The sequence below is a fragment of the Pseudomonas sp. LBUM1643 genome, from assembly GCF_059716215.1.
Genome location: NZ_CP166813.1, coordinates 4672597 through 4690849 on the forward strand (window position 1 = coordinate 4672597; position 18253 = coordinate 4690849).

The following is an 18253-nucleotide window of genomic DNA, read 5'->3' on the forward strand; positions in this document are numbered from 1 at the left end:
GGATCTACGCGATGCAAGAAATCCATTGTGGGAGCGGCGGTGCGACAATTCGACTTGCCCGCGATGAGGGTCTGCCTCGCACCACAAAACCTGTTGAACACACTTCATGAACAACCCCACCACGCTTTGCACCTTGCCCTGACCGCCCGACGCTTTCAGGATGCTGGCAATCAAAACAAGGAGGCACACTCATGTTTGCCGGTTTCCTGAAAGGCCAGCGCCACGTCAACGGCGTGGACATCGCCTACCGGATCGGCGGGAGCGGGCCAGGCCTGCTGTTACTGCACGGCCATCCGCAAACCCATGTCATCTGGCATAAGGTCGCCGAACAACTGGCCCGGTATTTCACCGTGGTCGCCGCCGATCTGCGCGGTTACGGTGACAGCAGCAAGCCGCCCGCCAGCGAACACCACACCCACTACAGCAAACGCGAGATGGCCAAGGACGGTGTGGCGCTGATGCAGTCCCTGGGCTTCAAGCAATTTTCCGTGCTGGCCCACGACCGTGGCGCCCGCGTCGCCCATCGCCTGGCGCTGGATAACCCCGATGCCGTGCAACGCATGGTGCTGCTCGACATCGCGCCCACCCTGGCGATGTACGCACAAACCAACGAAGCGTTTGCCCGCGCCTATTGGCACTGGTTCTTCCTGATCCGCCCGGCCCCCTTGCCGGAAACCCTGATCGAAGCCGATCCCGAAGCCTATTTGCGCAGCGTGATCGGCAGCCGCAGCGCGGGCCTCAAACCCTTCACGCCAGACGCTTTTGCCGAGTACCTGCGCTGCCTGAAACTGCCGGGCACCGCGTGCGGTATCTGCGAGGATTACCGCGCCAGTGCCAGCATCGACCTGGAGCATGACCGCGCCGACATCGACGCCGGCCATCACCTCGACTTGCCGCTACTGGTTTTGTGGGGCGCCGACGGCACAGTCGGGCGCTGCTTCGAGCCGCTCAGGGAATGGCAACACGTGGCCACCGACGTTCGTGGCAAAGCCTTGCCTGCCGGCCACTACATTGCTGAGGAAGCCCCCGAACTGCTGCTCGCCGAAGCGCTGGATTTCCTGCTCTGACACGCGTTCGCGCAATACGAAACATTTACTTTCATTTGCAGGTTCGGGATTTCTGATTCTCATTCGTCTTATATAGATGCAGTCGGCCCGCGTAGGCAAAAGCCACGGACGGACTTTTCAAGGACCCAACGCTGGGAAGCCCGCAGCAGAGGGCCCTCTCATCGATACAAGACTTAAATCATGTCGAAGAAATCCCGCTCCAAACTCTGGTTTCTGGTCCATAGCTGGCTGGCACTGCCGATCTGGTTTTTCGTATTGATCGTGTGCGTGACCGGCACACTGGCGGTGGTGAGCCAGGAAATCGTCTGGCTGGCTAACCCGCAAATGCGCGCCAGCCAGCCCTCCGACGATGCGCCCCTGCTCAACTACGACCAGATCATCGCCGCGATCAAGAAGGCCGAGCCTGACACGCTGGTTGAAGACATCAGCCGTCCCGATGAATCGCACTTCGCCCTCGACGTAAACGTCAGCTACCCCGACGGGCGGTCGGTGACGGTTTACGTCAACCCGTACACCGGGGTCATTCAGGGCACGGCGCCACAATTCAATTTCAAGGCGTTTACCCGGGCACTGCATGGCTGGTGGCTGGTGCCGTTCACCAACGGTTATAGCTGGGGCTGGTACCTGGTGTCATTCCTGAGCCTGCCGTTGCTGGCCTCATTGGTGACCGGACTGGTGGTCTACAAGAAATTCTGGAAAGGCTTCCTCAAACCTACCCTGCGCATCCGGCACGGCGCGCGGATTTTCTGGGGTGATTTCCACCGTCTCAGTGGCATCTGGTCGATCTGGTTCATCGCGGTGATTTCCGTCACCAGTACCTGGTTCCTGATCGAGGCTTTCATGTTCGACAACCAGGTGTCGATCTCCACCGCGCCGGTTGCGCTGGTGGTGCCCCGCGAGAGCGTACCGGTCAGTGCCGACGGATCACCTGCGCCGATGATCAGCCTGCAGACCGCGATTGCTGAAGCCAAGGAGCGCATTCCCGGCCTGGACGACAGCTTTGTCAGCCTGCCCGCCAACGCCTACAGCTACCTGACCGTGGGCGGACGCAGCTGGTACCCGCTGATGTTCCAGACCGCCGACATCAACCCCTACAACGGTGAAGTCGCCTCCACCCGCTTACTGTCGGACCGCTCCGGTCTGGAGCTGGTGACCGAGTCCATGCGTCCCCTGCACACCGGCGACTTCGGCGGCTTGTGGATCAAGCTGATCTGGTTCTTCTTCGGTTTGCTCCTGAGCATGATGGTCCTCAGCGGCCTGCTGATCTGGACCAAACGCACCGCCCTGGCCACGGCCAACGCCTTGAAACGTGAAAACAAGCGTTCACGGGTGCAACCCGCCGAACAGCCAGTCACCCACCGCGAAACCACGGAGGTGAGCCAATGAGCCTGCTCGTTGCGGATAAACCATCCTCGAAGCTGAGCCGTTTCTGGCACAAATGGCGGTTCCACATCAACGTTCTGTTACTGCTGGTTCCACTCGGTTTCATGCCCAAGTATTTCGCCGACGCCGCGCTGTTTCGAGGCGATGTCGGGCTGGGTGAGCGCGAAGCCGGCGAAGTGCAGGTCGGGCCATGGAGCCTGCGCCTGGCGGAACTGCGCAATGAAGCACCGCGACTCGATGGTCCGGCGGGCTACATGAAAAGCTTCAATGCGGCGCTGTGCGACAGCTGCCGCGATCAGGTCAAGGCGACATACCTGCGTATCGGCAAACCCCGCAGCCTGCGCGCCGCCGGGGTGATTTTCTTTGGCACCCCGTACCGCATGGGTGCGATGGTCCCGATCCCGGAAAAGACCAAACCCGATGCTGAGCTGTGGATCACCATGGAAGGCTGGGACGGCACGATGCACCAGGCATCCATGCCCTTGAGTCAGGCATCCCCCGCCACCGTCGAGTGGCTGAACAAACAAGGAGGCAAACCATGAATTTTCGTCATCTCACCCCCCTGTTGCTGGTGCTGAGCGCCGGTTTCAGCGCCAGCGCGCTGGCCCACAACCCGATGTGCGAGTGCAAGGCGATCGACGCCGAGCAGATCGAGTGCACCGGCGGCTTTTCCGATGGTAGCGGTGCACCGGGCGTCACCCTGGACGTGATCGGCTACGACGAAAGCATCCTGGTACCCGGTAAGCTCGGTGCCGATTCGAAGATGACCTTCAAGAAGCCCGGCGCCGAGTTCTACGTACTGTTCGATGCGGGCCCGGGCCACGTGGTCGAAATCGACCAAGCGGATATCCAGGCCCCATGAGTACCCCGACCACACACGTTGTCCGCCCGGCGGGTGCCGGCCATGAAACCCTCTACGTGCTGCTCTTGTGCCTGATGATCCTGGCGGTGGCCGGTACGGTTGTCGCCTGGCGCCACGAGTCGCAGGAAGTGAGCGCTGTCAGCAGCCATCAACTGGATGCGCGCCGTGACCTGAGCGCCTCCGAGCAAGGCATCTATGCCGACCTGCGGGTGACCCTGGACGAGATCCATCTGCTGCGTCAGGACGCGCAATCCCTGCCAACCCCTGCCGTCCTCGCGGATGAAGGTTTCGCGCCGTTCGCCCAGGACGCCAGCTCCGTCAGCCGTGGCGGCCATGCCTGGCGATTGCTCGAGGCCAAGGCTTATTTCGGTCAGAGCCAGGCTCCGGAAGTCGCCGGTTCGTTCCTGATGCGCCTGACCGCTGACGACGATGCACCGGACATCTGGCTCAACCGCGACAAAGCCCTCGCTGCGCCGACCGACCTCGCTGACACCGCGCTGGAAAGCGCCGGCTGGCAGCAGATCGTCGCGCAATTCGATGCCGGCGTGACCCGCCAGCATCGGCACTGAACCCTCGCCTTCACCCGAGAGAAGACCGCTTCCCCATGCCAATTTCATCTCAACGTTCATTCTTTCGCGTGTTGCTGGTGGGCCTGCTGGCTTGCCTGCTGACACCCATGGCGAGTGCCGAAGAGGCCAAACGCCTGCGCATCGGCATCACCCTGCACCCTTATTACAGCTACGTGGCGAACATCGTCGGCGACAAGGCCGAAGTGGTGCCGCTGATCCCGGCAGGCTTCAACCCGCATGCCTACGAGCCTCGCGCCGAAGACATCAAGCGCATCAGTGGGCTGGACGTGGTTGTGCTCAACGGCGTCGGTCATGACGACTTCGCCGACCGTATGATCGCCGCCAGCGAAACCCCGAACGTCGCGGTGATCGAAGCCAACGAAAACGTACCCTTGCTGGCGGCCACCGGTGTGGCGGCCCGTGGCGCGGGCAAGGTCGTCAACCCGCACACGTTCCTGTCAATCAGCGCGTCGATCGCTCAGGTCAACAACATTGCCCGCGAGCTGGGCAAGCTCGATCCGGCTAACGCCAAGACCTACACCCAGAACGCACGCGCCTACGGCAAACGCCTGCGGCAGATGCGCGCCGACGCCCTGGCGAAACTGACCGAGGCGCCGAACGCCGAACTGCGCGTCGCCACGGTGCACGCAGCTTATGATTACCTGCTGCGTGAATTCGGCCTGGAAGTCACCGCGGTGGTCGAACCGGCTCACGGCATCGAGCCAAGCCCGAGCCAATTGAAAAAGACCATCGATCAACTGCGTGAACTGGACGTGAAGGTGATCTTCTCGGAGATGGACTTCCCGTCCAGCTACGTCGACACCATCCAGCGCGAATCCGGTGTGAAGCTGTACCCGCTGTCGCACATTTCCTACGGCGAATACACCGCCGACAAGTACGAAAAAGAAATGACCGGCAACCTCAATACGGTGGTCCGGGCCATTCAGGAGTCCGGCGCATGACTGCCCACGAAACCCTCATCGCCCAAAGCGCCGGCCCGACCCTGGATTTCGCCGACGTCAGCCTGACGCTGGGCCGCACCACCATCCTCGACAACGTGACTTTCCAGGTCCAGCCCGGCAGCGTCCATGCGCTGGTAGGCCCCAACGGTGGCGGCAAGAGCTCGCTGATCAAGACATTGCTCGGGCAAATGCCCCATCAAGGCCGCTTGAGCCTGCAATGGCCGGATGCACCGGGGATCATCGGCTATGTCCCGCAAGCGCTGGAGTTCGACCGCGGCTTGCCCATGACCGTGGACGATTTCATGGCGGCCATGTGTCAGCGGCGCCCGGCGTTTCTCGGTGTCAGCAAACACTACGCGGCAGCCATCGGTGAAGCGCTGGAACGCGTCGGCATGCAGGACAAGCGCAAACGGCGCATGGGCGCGCTGTCCGGTGGTGAACGCCAGCGGGTGTTGCTGGCACAAGGGCTGATTCCAGCGCCGCAATTGCTCGTGCTCGATGAACCGATGTCGGCGCTCGACGAAGCAGGCATCCGGGTGTTCGAGCGTCTGCTTGGTGACTGGCGGCGGAGCGGGATCACCGTGCTGTGGATCGAGCATGACCTGGAGGCCGTCGGGCGTCTGGCGGATCGCGTCACCGGGCTCAATCGTCGGGTGCTGTTCGATGCCACGCCGAAGGAGGCGCTGACCCCGGAACGATTGCTGACCCTGTTTTCGACCCATCCTCGGAGCGCTGCCTGATGAGTTATGAAGCCTTTCGTTTGATGATTCAGGGCTGGGCGTCTTCGGGTTACCTCCCCGAGGCGCTGGCTTACGGTTTCGTGGTCAATGCACTGCTGGCCGGTCTGCTGATCGGCCCGGTACTGGGTGGCCTGGGCACACTGGTGGTGGTCAAGCGCTTCGCGTTTTTCTCCGAAGCGGTGGGTCACGCGGCACTGACCGGCGTGGCCGTTGGCATCCTGTTGGGCGAACCTTACACCGGGCCTTATGGCAGCCTCTTCGGTTACTGCCTGTTGTTCGGCATTCTGCTTAACTACCTGCGCAACCGCACCGGATTGGCCCCGGATACGCTGATCGGCGTGTTCCTTTCCGTGTCGCTGGCACTGGGCGCCAGCCTGTTGTTGATCCTTGCCGGCAAGATCAACGTGCACATCCTCGAAAACGTATTGTTCGGTTCGGTACTGACCGTCAACGGTAACGATCTGCTAGTGTTGGCCATCGTCGGCTCACTGGTCATGGCGCTGGCGTTGCCACTCTACAACCGCATCATGCTCGCCAGTTTCAACCCGCAACTGGCGGCCGTTCGCGGTGTGGCGGTGAAGACGCTGGATTACCTGTTCGTGATCCTCGTGACCCTGATCACCGTGGCCGCCGTGAAAGTCATCGGCGCGATTCTCGTCGGTGCCCTGCTGGTGATCCCGGCGGCAGCCGCCCGTTTGCTCAGCCAATCGCTCAAGGGCTTTTTCTGGTGCTCGGTGCTGATCGCCACGGTCAGCACGTTGTGCGGCATTCTCGCCCCGATTGTCTTCGACCTGCCTATCCCGTCCGGCGCCGCAATCATTCTGGTGGCCGGTATCGCCTTCGCCCTGGCCGCCATCGCCCGTGGCGTCGTCCCAAGCCTGAAAGGGAACCTCGGATAAATGTCTTTTTCTCTGCGTCAATTGACCCTGGCCGTCGCCCTGTGTGGGCTGGTCAACACCACCCTCGCCGCTGACAGTGCCAAACCTCTGCGCGTTCTGGCGTCATTGCCGATTACCTACGGCCTGGGCGAAGTCTTGCTCAAAGGCACCGATGTAAAGCTTGAACGCGCTGCACCGGCCAATCTGCCGGGCAGCCGACAGACCGCCTACTTCACGGGCCGTGGCGCGCCGGCGCTGGCCAAACTGGCGACCGACGCCGACGCGGTGATAGGTCTGCGTTCGCTGTGGGCGGACGACCCGCTGTACCCGGTTTCCCGGCGCAGCAACATTCGCATCGTCGAAGTCGACGCGGCCCGCCCGGTGGACGGCGCCTTGCCCGGCATCGCCGTGCAACCGGACAACAAGGTGGATGGTTTGAACAGCCAGCCGTGGTTTTCCAGCAACAACATGGGCCGCATGGCCGATGTGATGGCGGCCGACCTGGTGCGCCTGGCGCCCTCTGCCAAGCCGACGATCGAGGCGAACCTGGCGTCGCTGAAACAGCGCCTGCTGAAATTCAACGCCGACAGCGAAGCGCGGCTCGCGAGCGCAGACAACTTGAGTGTGATGAGCCTGAGCGATCACTTCGGCTATCTGATCGGCAGCCTCAACCTGGAACTGATCGGCCTCGATGCGCGGCAAGATAACGAATGGACGCCTGAAGCATTGAAGGTGCTTGGCGCGACGCTGAAGGACAATGACGTGGCGGTGGTCTTGCACCATCGCCAGCCGTCGGAAGCGGTGAAAGCGGTGATCACCGAGGCCGGGAGCCGGCTGGTGGTGCTAAGCACTGATGCGGCGGACCCGGTGGCGGAGCTGGAGGGGAATGTGGATCTGGTGATCAAGGGGTTGAGTGGCGATCCGTCTGCCTAATTAAGATCAAGAGATCGCAGCCTCGTTTCACTCGACAGCTCCTACAGGAGCCGTGATGTACGCGCTACCTGTAGGAGCTGTCGAGTGAAACGAGGCTGCGATCTTTTAACGTTCAAACACCAAAAAGCCCGCTGACCTGACCGGTTCAGCGGGCTTTTTGTGCGCGACTACTCAGTGCGCCACAGCGGCCTGCCCGTCCATTTTCTGGCGCAAGCTCAATGGACGCATGTCCGTCCAGACTTCCTCGATGTAGGCCAGGCATTCCTTTTTCAGACCACTCTTGCCCACGGTCCGCCAGCCTTCCGGCACGGCTTTGTAGTCCGGCCAGATCGAGTACTGCTCTTCGTGGTTGACCACGACTTGAAAAAGGATGTCCTCGCGGTCGAATACTGAAGTCATGGTGTTTCTCCATCGCTGTAAGGGTGGGCTGCGCTGCGTGCGCAGCCGGTATGTAGAAGGAACGTCCGGGCCGTTGAAAAATTTACAGATTGGCGGTGGCCGCAGCCATGGCCCGACCAAAAATCTCCGCCACTCGATCGATTTCAGCAGCGGTGATCACCAGCGGCGGCAGGAACCGCACGACACCACCATGACGCCCGCCCAGTTCAAGGATCAAGCCGCGCTTGAGGCATTCGCGCTGCACCAGCGGCGCCAGGCGACCGAAGACAGGCGGATGACCCAACGCGTCCGGTGCGCCGGTCGGATCGACCAATTCGACGCCGAGCATCAAGCCGCGACCCCGGATGTCGCCCAGCTGCGGGAAGTCGCGCTGCAGGATGCGCAGGTGTTCGCTCAAGCGTTCGCCCATGGCGGTCGCGTGATCGCAGACGTTGTTCTCGGTCAGGTAACGCATGACCGCCGAGCCTGCCGCCATCGCCATTTGGTTGCCGCGGAAAGTGCCCGCATGGGCGCCCGGCAACCAGGTGTCGAGCCAGTCGCGATAGACCACCACCGCCAACGGCAGACTGCCGCCGATGGCTTTGGACATCACCACCACATCCGGAATGATCCCGGCGTGTTCAAACGCGAACATTTTTCCGGTACGGGCAAAACCGCTCTGGATTTCGTCGACGATCAACGCCACACCCGCTTTCTCGGTGATCCGTCGCAAGCCGCGCAGCCAGTCGAGATCAGCCGGTATCACGCCGCCCTCGCCTTGCACCGCCTCCACAATCACCGCCGCCGGCAATAGCACACCGGCTTCCGGGTCATTCAGCAGGTTCTCCAGGTAATTCAAATTGACCTTCACCCCTTGAGCCCCGCCGAGGCCGAATGGGCAACGGTAATCGTAGGGATAGGGCATGAACTGCACGCCACTACTGAGTAATGCGCCCAACGGCTTTTTCGGTCCCAGGGCGCCCATCAGGCTTAACGCGCCCTGGCTCATGCCGTGGTAACCGCCCTGGAACGACAGCACGGTGCTGCGTCCGGTGGCGGTGCGCACCAGTTTCAATGCCGCTTCCACGGCGTCAGTGCCCGTGGGTCCGCAGAACTGGATCTTTGCTTCAGCGGCCAGCGCCGGGGGCAGCAGGCTGAACAGGTCCTGGACGAACTGGTCTTTGACCGGGGTGGTAAGGTCCAGGGTGTGCAATGGCAGTTCATCGGTCAGCACTTGCTGGATCGCTTCGATCACCACCGCATGGTTGTGCCCCAACGCCAGCGTCCCGGCACCGGCCAGGCAGTCGATAAAGCTACGACCTTCAACGTCTTCGACATAGATGCCTTTGGCGCGCTTGAGCGCCAGGGGAATGCGCCGCGGATAGCTGCGGGCATTCGACTCCTGCTGGTTTTGTCGCGCCAGCAACGGCGATTCGTTGAACTGATAAAGCGTTTCGGCCGGCGTCGGAGTGATCCGGGCCGACTGATCTTCCACAAGGCTGGTAGCGACTGACATCTCTCGACCCCTCAATAAGGTTTTCCTGTTCTGGAAACGCATCAGGTGCCGGAGGATTTAGACCCTTGGTCCGCTTTCGATAAGCCGTGAGGACAGACCTTTGTGCATGGGGATGGCGCAGAGCCCGGCGACCATGAACGCCGGCGCGCAGGGCTGGTAGCCCAAATGACGGTAAAACGCTTCGCTGGTGCGAGTGCTATTGAGTTGCGCCTGATGCAGGCCCTGGCCAATCAGCCAGCCCTCCAGATCACGCACCAGCGCCTGTCCGGCACCTCGACGAAACCATTCCGGTTGCACGTAGCAAAACGCAATTTTTCCGCTGCATGCAGCCATGGCGACGCCGATCGGTTTGTCTTGCAACAGGGCGATGTTGAGGTACAAGCGCTGGTCGTCCAGCCAGGGCATGAGGTGGTCGATGGTTTTACTGTGGGTCCAGGCGGCAACGGTTTGCGGATCGTTGCGATGGTCAATCGCGCAGCCTACGCGGATGGAGCGATCAACGATCCGGCAAATGATGCCGGCGTCGGCAGCGGTTGCCTTACTGACACGCAGGGGTGCATCCATGTCGCTACTACCTCAATCCATTGAGAAAAAGTTGCGGGGGGACGATAGCGCCGCGCGCGCCGGGTGACTAATGGAGAGGCGTTACATTTGATGTTCAACACAGAACGATTGTGGGAGCGAGCCAGCTCGCTCCCACAGGTTTCGATTATGGTGTTCACACCGATTGCAGCGGCATCGTCAGCTCGACCCGCAACCCGTCCGGCTTGCTGTCGAAATGCAACGTGCAACCACACCGCTGAACGATCGCCTGAACGATCGCCAATCCCAAACCGCAGCCGGTGCTTTGGCCATTTCGCCAGAAGCGCTGGGTCAGGTGTTGCAGATCGTCTTCGGCAATCCCCGGCCCATGGTCGCGCACAACAAACTGGACGCGGTTTTCAGAGGTCTCGACGCTCAACTCGACCGCGCCATCGCCGGGTGTATGCCGTAGCGCGTTGTCGAGCAAATTGCGCAATGCAGCAATCGACAGCACAGCCGGCATTTGCACCGGCGCCTCAGAGAGCGTTGTTGATGTCTTAAAGCTGATCCGTTGACGGTCCCCACTGGCGGCATCCTGGATCGCCAGCTTTGCAACCTGTTCGGCGTTGCATTGCACACCGTCATCGAACGACAGGCTGCCTTCGACCCGCGCCAACAGCAGCAATTGTTCGAGCGTTCGATGCAAGCGGTCGGCCCCCTCTTCGGCCCGAGCCAGCGATTGATCGCGGGCGGCGCCGTCGGTCATGCGCGCCACCTGCAGGTGCGTCTTGATCGCCGTCAGCGGGCTGCGCAATTCATGGGCCGCATCACCGGTCAGGCGGCGCTCGCGCTCGATGGTCTTACCGATCCGTTGAAGCAGCTGATTCTGGGTGTCCAGCAAGGGCTGCAGTTCGCTGGGCAGTGGCTGTATCTGCAAGGGTTCCAGAGAGTCGGCGCTACGGCGCATCAAGGCATCGCGCATGCGATTGAGCGGCGCCAGCCCCTGGCCGATCCCCAGCCAGAGCAGGCACAGGCAGCCCAGCAACGCGACGCCTACCGGCACTGACGCGGCCAGCAGGATGGACATGTTCAGCGCCTCGCGCTCGATCTGCCGGTCGGCGGTAGTGATGCGCAGATCGCCGCGGGCCAACGTGAAGCTGCGCCACGGCGCACCGTCGATCATCTGATCGTGAAAGCCCAACTTCTCGGCTTCCAGGGTTTGTTGCGGATCAGTGTGACTGCGGGCAAGGATTTCACCGCGTAACGAACTGACCTGGCAGGCCATGCCGCCAGGGATATTCAGCTGTTCAGCGCTGAAATGAGTGCCCTCACCCTTGCTCGGCAACTCCGGCAATTGCTCCATCAGCCCGGCGACCATGCGCGCCGAGGCGACCAGGCGCTGATCAAGGGAAAACATCATCTGATTGCGCAAATCGCTGAGCATCCAGGCGGCGGCCAGCGCCCAGATCAATGCAAATGCGGCACCTAGCGTGAGGCTCAGGCGCAAACGCAAACTCATCACTTCGATTGATCTCCGCCGTCCGCCGGCCCCAGGCGATAACCCAGGCCGCGCACGGTTTCTACGATTCCGTTACCCAGTTTGCGCCGCAGGTGATGGATGTGCACGTTGAGTGCGTTGCTTTCCAGTTCATCGTTGAAACCGTAGACGCTGTCCTTGAGTTGCTCGGTCGACAGCACCCGCCCACGGTTATGCAGCAAGGCCTGCAGCAGCGACTGTTCGCGCCGGGACAAGTCCACCGGCTGGCCGGCGAGCATGGTTTCGCGGCTGCTGGGGTCGTAGGTCAGCGCGCCGTGCTCGATCAGGTTGACGCTGCGCCCCGCCACCCGGCGTAATAAGGTGTGCAGTCGTGCGGCGAGTTCACGAAGGTCGAAAGGCTTGAGCAGATAGTCATCGGCTCCAGCCTGCAAGCCATCGACGCGATCGGTGACCGAGTCCCGGGCGGTGAGGATCAGCACCGGTATTTCGAGACCACCGTGACGCAACTGCTGCAACAGCTTGAGGCCGTCTTCGTCGGGAAGGCCGAGATCGAGCACCATGACATCGAATTCGGCGACCTTGAGCATCGCCCGGGCCGCCGACGCGGTGGCCACATGCTCCACTGTCAGGCCCTGAGCGGTCAGGCCGGCGACGATGCCACTGGCGATCAGCTCATCGTCTTCGCAAACCAGTACGTGCATGGGAGCTCCCTGAGCAAAAACATGAGTGGAACAGGTGTTGATTAAGGCCAAATTATGACGAGTGCTTCGACGAAGGAAAAGCGACTTCGTGACGCTGTGCTGCCGATCCAGTTCGCCAACAATTACCGACCCGGTTTACATTTATAAACCTGATTCCCGGCAACCGTAATTCCGCGTCCGAATTTGACACTTACAAACCATTCTGGACATCAAGATAAAATATTAATATAAAACCAGCGAACAGCAACACTGATACAGCCACGAACCGAATTAAAACGTACCACAAGAAAACAATGAACATTCGACTGAAAGGATTCGACCATGAAAATATTAAAAAATTTTGTCGCCGTCGACTGGCGATCTGGAAAAGATAGAATTTACTTCTTCTTCAAGGATGACAATACGTACAGCCGATTCAATATCGGTGATAACGCAACGCTCGACGGGCACCCTACACCGGTCAACTACAATAACTGGCATGACTTTCACAAGCACATCAAAGACCTTCGATTTGGTTTCGCGACCAGTAGCGGAAGAAATCCGGAAAACCCCGACCACGACCTGCTTTGGCTTTTCTTTTACAATAAAGAGATACCCATGTTTTGCTGTTATGATCAGGACAAAGACAACGTTAGCCACTTCGGCACCGTACAACACTCCAGATGGCACGATATTCTTCCGTATTTCAAAAATATAATTGCAGGCACATGGTGGGATAACCCATTCTCCGGCCCAAATTCATACCGTTTCCTCATGAGCAATGGCCAATCACTGACTAATAGACATGTAAGAAATTATACGTTGGCCGAAAGATTGACAGTGGAGCCCATCAACGACAGTACATGGCCTGGCTTGGCGCCTTACAAACACCGAATAATAACCGCAGCACAAAATGATCGAACGTTTGCCGACAGTTATCTTTATATTTTCCTGACCGATAACGAGTATATCACCTACAACATCCCGGAAAACAAAGTCGCCTATGGCCCGGCGAAAATCGACAACCGCAATTGGCCCGGCCTTTTACGCGACGCAGAACCCGAACCATTTATAAGTGCTGAAATTCTAGATCTGTTGCCGAATTTCGGAAACAGTCATGAGGAAAAGTAATTAATCTCGGGTTAAGCCTTCCCCTTTTGTGCATGTCACTTGCCTGAAAATCAGGTTTGTTTCTATTCGCTCTGCAAACCGAACACAAAACCGGTCAGAACCTGATTGAGCTCCGATGACCCTGGCAGCATTGCGCGGCGGTTAATCACCGGTTAATCGTCGCCCTCCATTGTGCATACCACTTGCATAGGGATAAGGCCTAGCCATGCGTCGTCTGTTTTTATTTTTCGTTCTCCTGATCTCGGGTGTGGCCCAGGCCGGGGTCAATCCGTTCGATACCAAACCTGACTTTCTTCCCGTCGGCAAAGCGTTTGTCTTCACCTCTGAACGCCTGGAGTCGGGTGAAACACAGCTCTATTGGCAGATCGCCGATGGCTACTATCTGTACCAGCAACGCCTCAAATTCGACGGGTTGCCCGCAGAACACAAACCCGTGCTGCCCCAGGGTGAATCCCACAGCGACGAGTTCTTCGGCGAACAGCAGGTCTACCGCCAAGGCCTGGAGCTGAAAATTCCGGCCGGTGCCACGGGCCAGATCAAGGTCGGCTTCCAGGGTTGCGCCGATGCCGGTCTGTGTTATCCACCGCAAACCCAGGTTGTAGATCTGGGCGGAAAAGCTGCCACGGCTGCGACTGGCGAAGCGCCGGATCAAGCCTTGGCCAGTGGCCTGCAACAGCGGGCACTGGGCTGGAGCCTGCTGGTGTTCTTCGGTTTGGGACTGCTGCTGGCCTTCACCCCTTGCACCTTGCCTATGCTGCCAATCCTCGCCGGTTTGATCGTTGGCAGTGGCGCCTCACCTAAACGTGGTTTCGCCTTGGCCAGCAGCTATGTCATCTGCATGGCGCTGGTGTATGCGGCCATGGGCGTACTCGCTGCAATGCTGGGCGCGAACCTTCAGGCGCTGCTGCAGAATCCCTGGCTGTTGGGCACTTTTGCTGCCGTGTTTGTGCTGCTGGCATTGCCGATGTTTGGCTTCTTTGAGCTGCAACTGCCGGTTGCCGTGCGTGATCGCCTGGAGAATGTCTCGCGCAATCAGCGTGGTGGCAGCCTGATAGGCGCGGGCGTCCTGGGGGCCGTGTCCGGTTTGCTGGTCGGCCCGTGCATGACCGCTCCTTTGGCCGGCGCCCTGCTCTACATCGCGCAAAGCGGTAACGCGTTGCACGGCGGGCTGATCCTGTTCGCCATGGGCATCGGTATCGGCGTGCCGCTGTTGTTGCTGGTCACCGTCGGCAATCGCTTCCTGCCCAAACCCGGCGCGTGGATGAATCTGCTTAAAGGCGTCTTCGGCTTCCTGTTTCTCGCCACTGCCCTGCTGATGCTGCGTCCAGTGTTGGATGAATCACTGTGGGTCGGTTTGTGGGGTGCCTTGCTGTTGATCGCCGCCTACAGCGCCTGGCGTCAATCAGCCGGGTTCGGTCGCACCGCCCATGTCTTCGGCGCCGGCTCTTTACTGCTGGGTTTGTGGGGCAGCCTGTTGGTGATCGGGGCTGCAGGTGGTAGCGATGACCTGTTCAAGCCATTGCAGGTTTACAGCGCTTCCAACTCGGGCAGTGCCATACGCCCAACGGGTCATTATGCCTTCACCACGATCAAGGACCCTGCGCACCTGCAGCGGGAACTGGACGCGGCCAAGGCTCAAGGTCAATGGGTGCTGCTGGATTACTACGCCGACTGGTGCGTGTCGTGCAAAGTCATGGAAAAACAGGTCTTCGGCAAACCTCAAGTGCTTGAAGCACTGGGCGATGTACGCTTGCTCCGGCTGGACGTCACTGCCGACAATGCCGCCAGCCGTGAATTGCTCAGCCGTTACCAGGTTCCGGGGCCGCCGAGCTTCCTGTGGATCGGTGCCGATGGCGAGGAGCGTCGCAGCCAGCGCATCACCGGTGAGGTCGATGCCAACACTTTCCTGCAACGTTGGACTACCACCCGAGAAGCCCGCTAATGCTGACTTTTACGCTCGGTACATTTGCCATCGCGCTTAATCACCTGCTGCTGATCAGTGCCCTGGCACTGGCGACCTTCATCGGTTGGCGGGTGGCCAAACGCGGTGGCGAGAACCCCGAGTCCGCGTTGTTCAGTCTGTTTCTGATCGGCATGCTGGCGGCCCGGATCAGTTTTGTGGCGGTCTACTGGACGCACTACCGCAACGATCCATGGCAAGTCATCGACCTGCGTGACGGCGGCTTCCTCGCCTGGCCCGGGATTATCACGCTGCTGCTTGCCGCCCTGTATCGCGGCTGGCGGCGCCCGGGCCTGCGCCGTCCACTGGGCTTTGGTGTCGCCAGCGGCTTGGCATTCTGGCTTCTGGCGACGTTCTCCCTGAGCATTTACGAACAAGGGACTCGCCTTCCGGACATCACCATGCGCAATGCCGCCGGTGAAACCATGCAATTGTCCGACTACAAGGGCGGCCCGCTGGTCATCAATCTCTGGGCCACCTGGTGCCCACCCTGCCGTCGGGAAATGCCGGTGCTGGAAAATGCCCAGCAGCAACGCCAGGACCTGACGTTTCTGTTCGTCAATCAGGGCGAAAGCATGCAAAGCGTCAGTACCTACCTGGAAACCCAGGGTTTGAGCCTGTCGAATGTGCTGTTCGACAGCGGCGGCCGCCTGGGCCAGGCCGTCGGTTCGATGGCATTGCCAACAACCCTTTTCTACAGCAACGAAGGCCGCCTGCTGGCCAGCCATCTGGGTGAGTTGTCGGAAGCCAGCCTGGCCCGCGCCCTCGAAAACTTTGACACCCCGAACCCTGCCGAATCGGCCCCCTCTTCAAGGAAACTGCCATGCCCCGCCTCCGCCACCTGCTGACGTTGACCCTGGGCACCGCCCTTGCGTACCTGCCGACCGTGCACGCGGCCGAAGAACTGCCTGAAGCAATCAAGAAAATCGAAGCCAAGGGCGCGAAAATCGTAGGCCAGTTCGACGCGCCGGACGGTCTGCGTGGTTACGCCGCGCAATACCAGAACCGCGGCATGGCGCTGTACCTCACCCCGGACGGTAAACACGTGTTGCTGGGCAATCTGTATGACGCCGACGGCAACGACCTGAGCACCGCGCCGTTGCAAAAGCTGGTGTACGCACCGATGTCCAAGGAAGTGTGGGCCAAGATGGAAGCAAGCAACTGGATCGCTGATGGCAACAAGGACGCGCCTCGTGTGGTGTACCTGTTCAGCGATCCGAACTGTCCTTACTGCAACATGTTCTGGGAACAGGCGCGTCCGTGGGTGAAGGCCGGTAAAGTGCAGTTGCGACATATCATGGTCGGTATTATTCGCGAAGACAGTCCGGGGAAATCCGCTGCGTTGCTGGCCGCCAAGGACCCGGTCAAAGCCCTCCAGGAACATGAAAAATCCGGCAAGGCCAGTACACTGAAAGCGCTGAAAGATGTACCGCCGGCGATTCAGGCAAAGCTCGCGGCAAACATGCAATTGATGGAAGACCTGGAGTTGTCTGCGACGCCAGCAATTTTCTACATGGACGACAAGGGCGAGTTGCAACAGCAGCAAGGTGCGCCGTCGCCGGATAAACTGGCGAAGATCCTCGGGCCTAAATAATTTCATTGCGTCTTACGTAAGTCGCCGACCGAAGCCGATTCGCTCCAACATCAAAAGATCGCAGCCTGCGGCAGCTCCTACAGAGTTTGTCAGGCTGCGATCTTTTCAATGAATGTGAGAGGACGATCAGGCTCTCTCGCCAAGAAACTTCAGCAGTACTTCAGTGACAAACGCCGGGTTCTCCAAATTGGAAATATGCCCCGCCTCCGGCACCAGCAGGTATGGGCAGCCGATCAGTTCGGCCATTTCCCGGGTTTCGTGGGGTGGCCTTGGGGTGTCCTGATCGCCACACATCACCAGCGTGGCCTTGGGGTTGAGCTCGCTCAGGCGTGGCATCAGGTCTTCTCGACCAAAGGTAATCCGCCCCATCGGCACGACGCTTTCGCGCAAACGATCCGCCGGCAATGCCGCCAGCGACGCACGGAAATTCTGATACAGCGCCGACTGTGGATCGATACCAGGACGGAAGAAGATCGGCACCACAATATCCAGCAACGACGGTGTGATGACTCCAGCCTCTTCGATCTGCTTCAACAACGAAAAATAATACTGGCGAGTCGGCTCGGGCTCGATACCGACATAAGTGTCCATCAACACCAACCCGTTCATTCGCTGCGGTGCAGACAGCGCCAGTCGCGCGCCCCACATGCCGCCCACTGAAAGCCCTGCCAGCGTGACGCGTTCGATGTCCAGGTGATCCAGCAGTTCGAGCGCCTGACGTGCAATGTCGTCCAGTGAGCTGGTGCCGTCCGGTAAGCGTCCGGATTGGCCGTGACCCCACAGGTCCGGGGCGATCACCCGGTAGTGTTGTGACAACGCGGTAATCTGGGGCGCCCACATGGTTTGATCCCAGAGGTAGCTGCCAGCCAACAATACTGCCGGGCCCTTGCCTTGATCGATGTAGTGAAGGGGTTGTCCGTCTATGGTTGCGAAGGGCATCCGGTTTTTCCTTGGTAAAAAATATCGAGCAGGCAGGCTCTGCCAGTTGGATTTGTCAGTCAATGCGTAAAGTGTGTCAAACGAACTGGCACACTTCAGACCCTACTTTTCCTGAATACCCCCGATCAATCGTAGGGACAAAGATTGCTCGCAATGGCGACCCAACCGCCAACCAACATTCCCCTGATGTACCCAGATCAACTGTGGGAGCTGGCTTGCCGGCGATGGCGACCTGACAGCCGATGACCATTTCCCTGATGCACCCGGACCAAACTGTGGGAACTGGCCTGCCGGCGATGGCGGCCTCAAAGCCGATGAGTATTTCCCTGAAGCACCCGTATCAAACAGTGGGAGCTGGCTTGCCAGCGATGGCGGCCTGACAGTCGATGTGTATTTCCCTGATGCACCCGGACCAAACTGTGGGAGCTGGCTTGCCGGCGACGGCGGCCTCAAAGCCGATGAGTATTTCCCTGATGCACCCGGACCAAACTGTGGGAGCTGGCTTGCCAGCGATGGCGGCCTGACAGTCGATGTGTATTTCGCTGATGCACCCGGATCAAACTGTGGGAGCTGGCCTGCCGGCGATGACGGTCTGATTGGCGGTGAGATTCTTGCTGGTGTACATATCCATTCGTGTGGTT

At 60.0% G+C, this 18253-nt stretch carries 19 protein-coding genes; 13 read left to right on the forward strand and 6 right to left on the reverse strand.

Going from position 1 to position 18253, the window contains the following annotated elements:
* Window positions 1–191: 191 nt before the first annotated feature.
* From ACA063_RS20965 to ACA063_RS21005, 9 genes are all read left to right on the forward strand, one after another.
* Window positions 192–1067 (forward strand): alpha/beta fold hydrolase, encoded by an 876-nt coding sequence (locus tag ACA063_RS20965; RefSeq protein WP_497663218.1) that lies wholly within the window; start codon window positions 192–194, stop codon window positions 1065–1067.
* A 180-nt stretch (window positions 1068–1247) separates the two neighbouring features.
* Entirely contained in the window at window positions 1248–2453 is a 1206-nt protein-coding gene (locus ACA063_RS20970) for a PepSY-associated TM helix domain-containing protein (RefSeq protein ID WP_497663219.1), read from the forward strand.
* A complete protein-coding gene (locus tag ACA063_RS20975) occupies window positions 2450–2992 on the forward strand; it encodes a PA2404 family protein (protein ID WP_497663220.1) in 543 nt (180 codons plus the stop codon). Before ACA063_RS20970 ends, ACA063_RS20975 begins: the two co-directional genes overlap by 4 nt.
* On the forward strand, window positions 2989–3312 hold the full coding sequence (locus ACA063_RS20980) for a hypothetical protein (protein WP_497663221.1): 324 nt from the start codon (window positions 2989–2991) through the stop codon (window positions 3310–3312). Before ACA063_RS20975 ends, ACA063_RS20980 begins: the two co-directional genes overlap by 4 nt.
* Window positions 3309–3881 carry a DUF6162 family protein gene (locus ACA063_RS20985; RefSeq protein ID WP_497663222.1) on the forward strand — a complete coding sequence of 191 codons (573 nt, stop codon included), beginning with the start codon at window positions 3309–3311 and terminating at the stop codon, window positions 3879–3881. Before ACA063_RS20980 ends, ACA063_RS20985 begins: the two co-directional genes overlap by 4 nt.
* A 35-nt stretch (window positions 3882–3916) precedes the next feature.
* Entirely contained in the window at window positions 3917–4843 is a 927-nt protein-coding gene (locus ACA063_RS20990) for a metal ABC transporter substrate-binding protein (RefSeq protein ID WP_497663223.1), read from the forward strand.
* Entirely contained in the window at window positions 4840–5583 is a 744-nt protein-coding gene (locus tag ACA063_RS20995) for a metal ABC transporter ATP-binding protein (protein WP_497663224.1), read from the forward strand. Before ACA063_RS20990 ends, ACA063_RS20995 begins: the two co-directional genes overlap by 4 nt.
* Entirely contained in the window at window positions 5583–6482 is a 900-nt protein-coding gene (locus ACA063_RS21000) for a metal ABC transporter permease (RefSeq protein ID WP_339501145.1), read from the forward strand. Before ACA063_RS20995 ends, ACA063_RS21000 begins: the two co-directional genes overlap by 1 nt.
* Window positions 6483–7394: a metal ABC transporter substrate-binding protein gene (locus tag ACA063_RS21005; RefSeq protein ID WP_497663225.1), complete on the forward strand. Its 912-nt coding sequence runs from the start codon at window positions 6483–6485 to the stop codon at window positions 7392–7394.
* Between the two features lie 171 nt (window positions 7395–7565).
* Here the strand turns inward: ACA063_RS21005 and ACA063_RS21010 are convergent, their stop codons facing one another.
* From ACA063_RS21010 to ACA063_RS21030, 5 genes are all read right to left on the reverse strand, one after another.
* A complete protein-coding gene (locus ACA063_RS21010; RefSeq protein ID WP_162436300.1) occupies window positions 7566–7793 on the reverse strand; it encodes an MbtH family protein in 228 nt (75 codons plus the stop codon).
* Between the two features lie 82 nt (window positions 7794–7875).
* A complete protein-coding gene (locus tag ACA063_RS21015) occupies window positions 7876–9288 on the reverse strand; it encodes an aspartate aminotransferase family protein (RefSeq protein ID WP_497663226.1) in 1413 nt (470 codons plus the stop codon).
* Window positions 9289–9345: 57 nt separating this feature from the next.
* Complete coding sequence (locus ACA063_RS21020; RefSeq protein ID WP_497663227.1) at window positions 9346–9852, reverse strand: GNAT family N-acetyltransferase; 507 nt, start codon at window positions 9850–9852, stop codon at window positions 9346–9348.
* Window positions 9853–10006: 154 nt separating this feature from the next.
* Window positions 10007–11332, reverse strand: a complete 1326-nt coding sequence (locus ACA063_RS21025) for an ATP-binding protein (protein ID WP_497663228.1) — start codon at window positions 11330–11332, stop codon at window positions 10007–10009.
* Window positions 11329–12009 (reverse strand): response regulator, encoded by a 681-nt coding sequence (locus ACA063_RS21030; protein ID WP_497663229.1) that lies wholly within the window; start codon window positions 12007–12009, stop codon window positions 11329–11331. Before ACA063_RS21030 ends, ACA063_RS21025 begins: the two co-directional genes overlap by 4 nt.
* A 321-nt stretch (window positions 12010–12330) precedes the next feature.
* On the opposite strand from ACA063_RS21030, the gene ACA063_RS21035 reads away from it, so the two are divergent.
* The 4 genes from ACA063_RS21035 to dsbG all read left to right on the forward strand — a co-directional run bounded on the left by ACA063_RS21035 (window position 12331) and on the right by dsbG (window position 16673).
* Complete coding sequence (locus ACA063_RS21035) at window positions 12331–13119, forward strand: hypothetical protein (RefSeq protein WP_497663230.1); 789 nt, start codon at window positions 12331–12333, stop codon at window positions 13117–13119.
* A gap of 205 nt (window positions 13120–13324) precedes the next feature.
* Complete coding sequence (dsbD, locus tag ACA063_RS21040; RefSeq protein WP_497663231.1) at window positions 13325–15061, forward strand: protein-disulfide reductase DsbD; 1737 nt, start codon at window positions 13325–13327, stop codon at window positions 15059–15061.
* Entirely contained in the window at window positions 15061–15927 is an 867-nt protein-coding gene (locus ACA063_RS21045) for a TlpA family protein disulfide reductase (RefSeq protein ID WP_497663232.1), read from the forward strand. The genes dsbD and ACA063_RS21045 overlap by 1 nt, the downstream gene beginning before the upstream one ends.
* Window positions 15903–16673 (forward strand): thiol:disulfide interchange protein DsbG, encoded by a 771-nt coding sequence (gene dsbG / locus ACA063_RS21050; protein WP_497663233.1) that lies wholly within the window; start codon window positions 15903–15905, stop codon window positions 16671–16673. The genes ACA063_RS21045 and dsbG overlap by 25 nt, the downstream gene beginning before the upstream one ends.
* Window positions 16674–16799: 126 nt before the next feature.
* Here the strand turns inward: dsbG and ACA063_RS21055 are convergent, their stop codons facing one another.
* Complete coding sequence (locus ACA063_RS21055) at window positions 16800–17612, reverse strand: alpha/beta fold hydrolase (protein ID WP_497663234.1); 813 nt, start codon at window positions 17610–17612, stop codon at window positions 16800–16802.
* Between the last annotated feature and the right edge of the window lie 641 nt (window positions 17613–18253).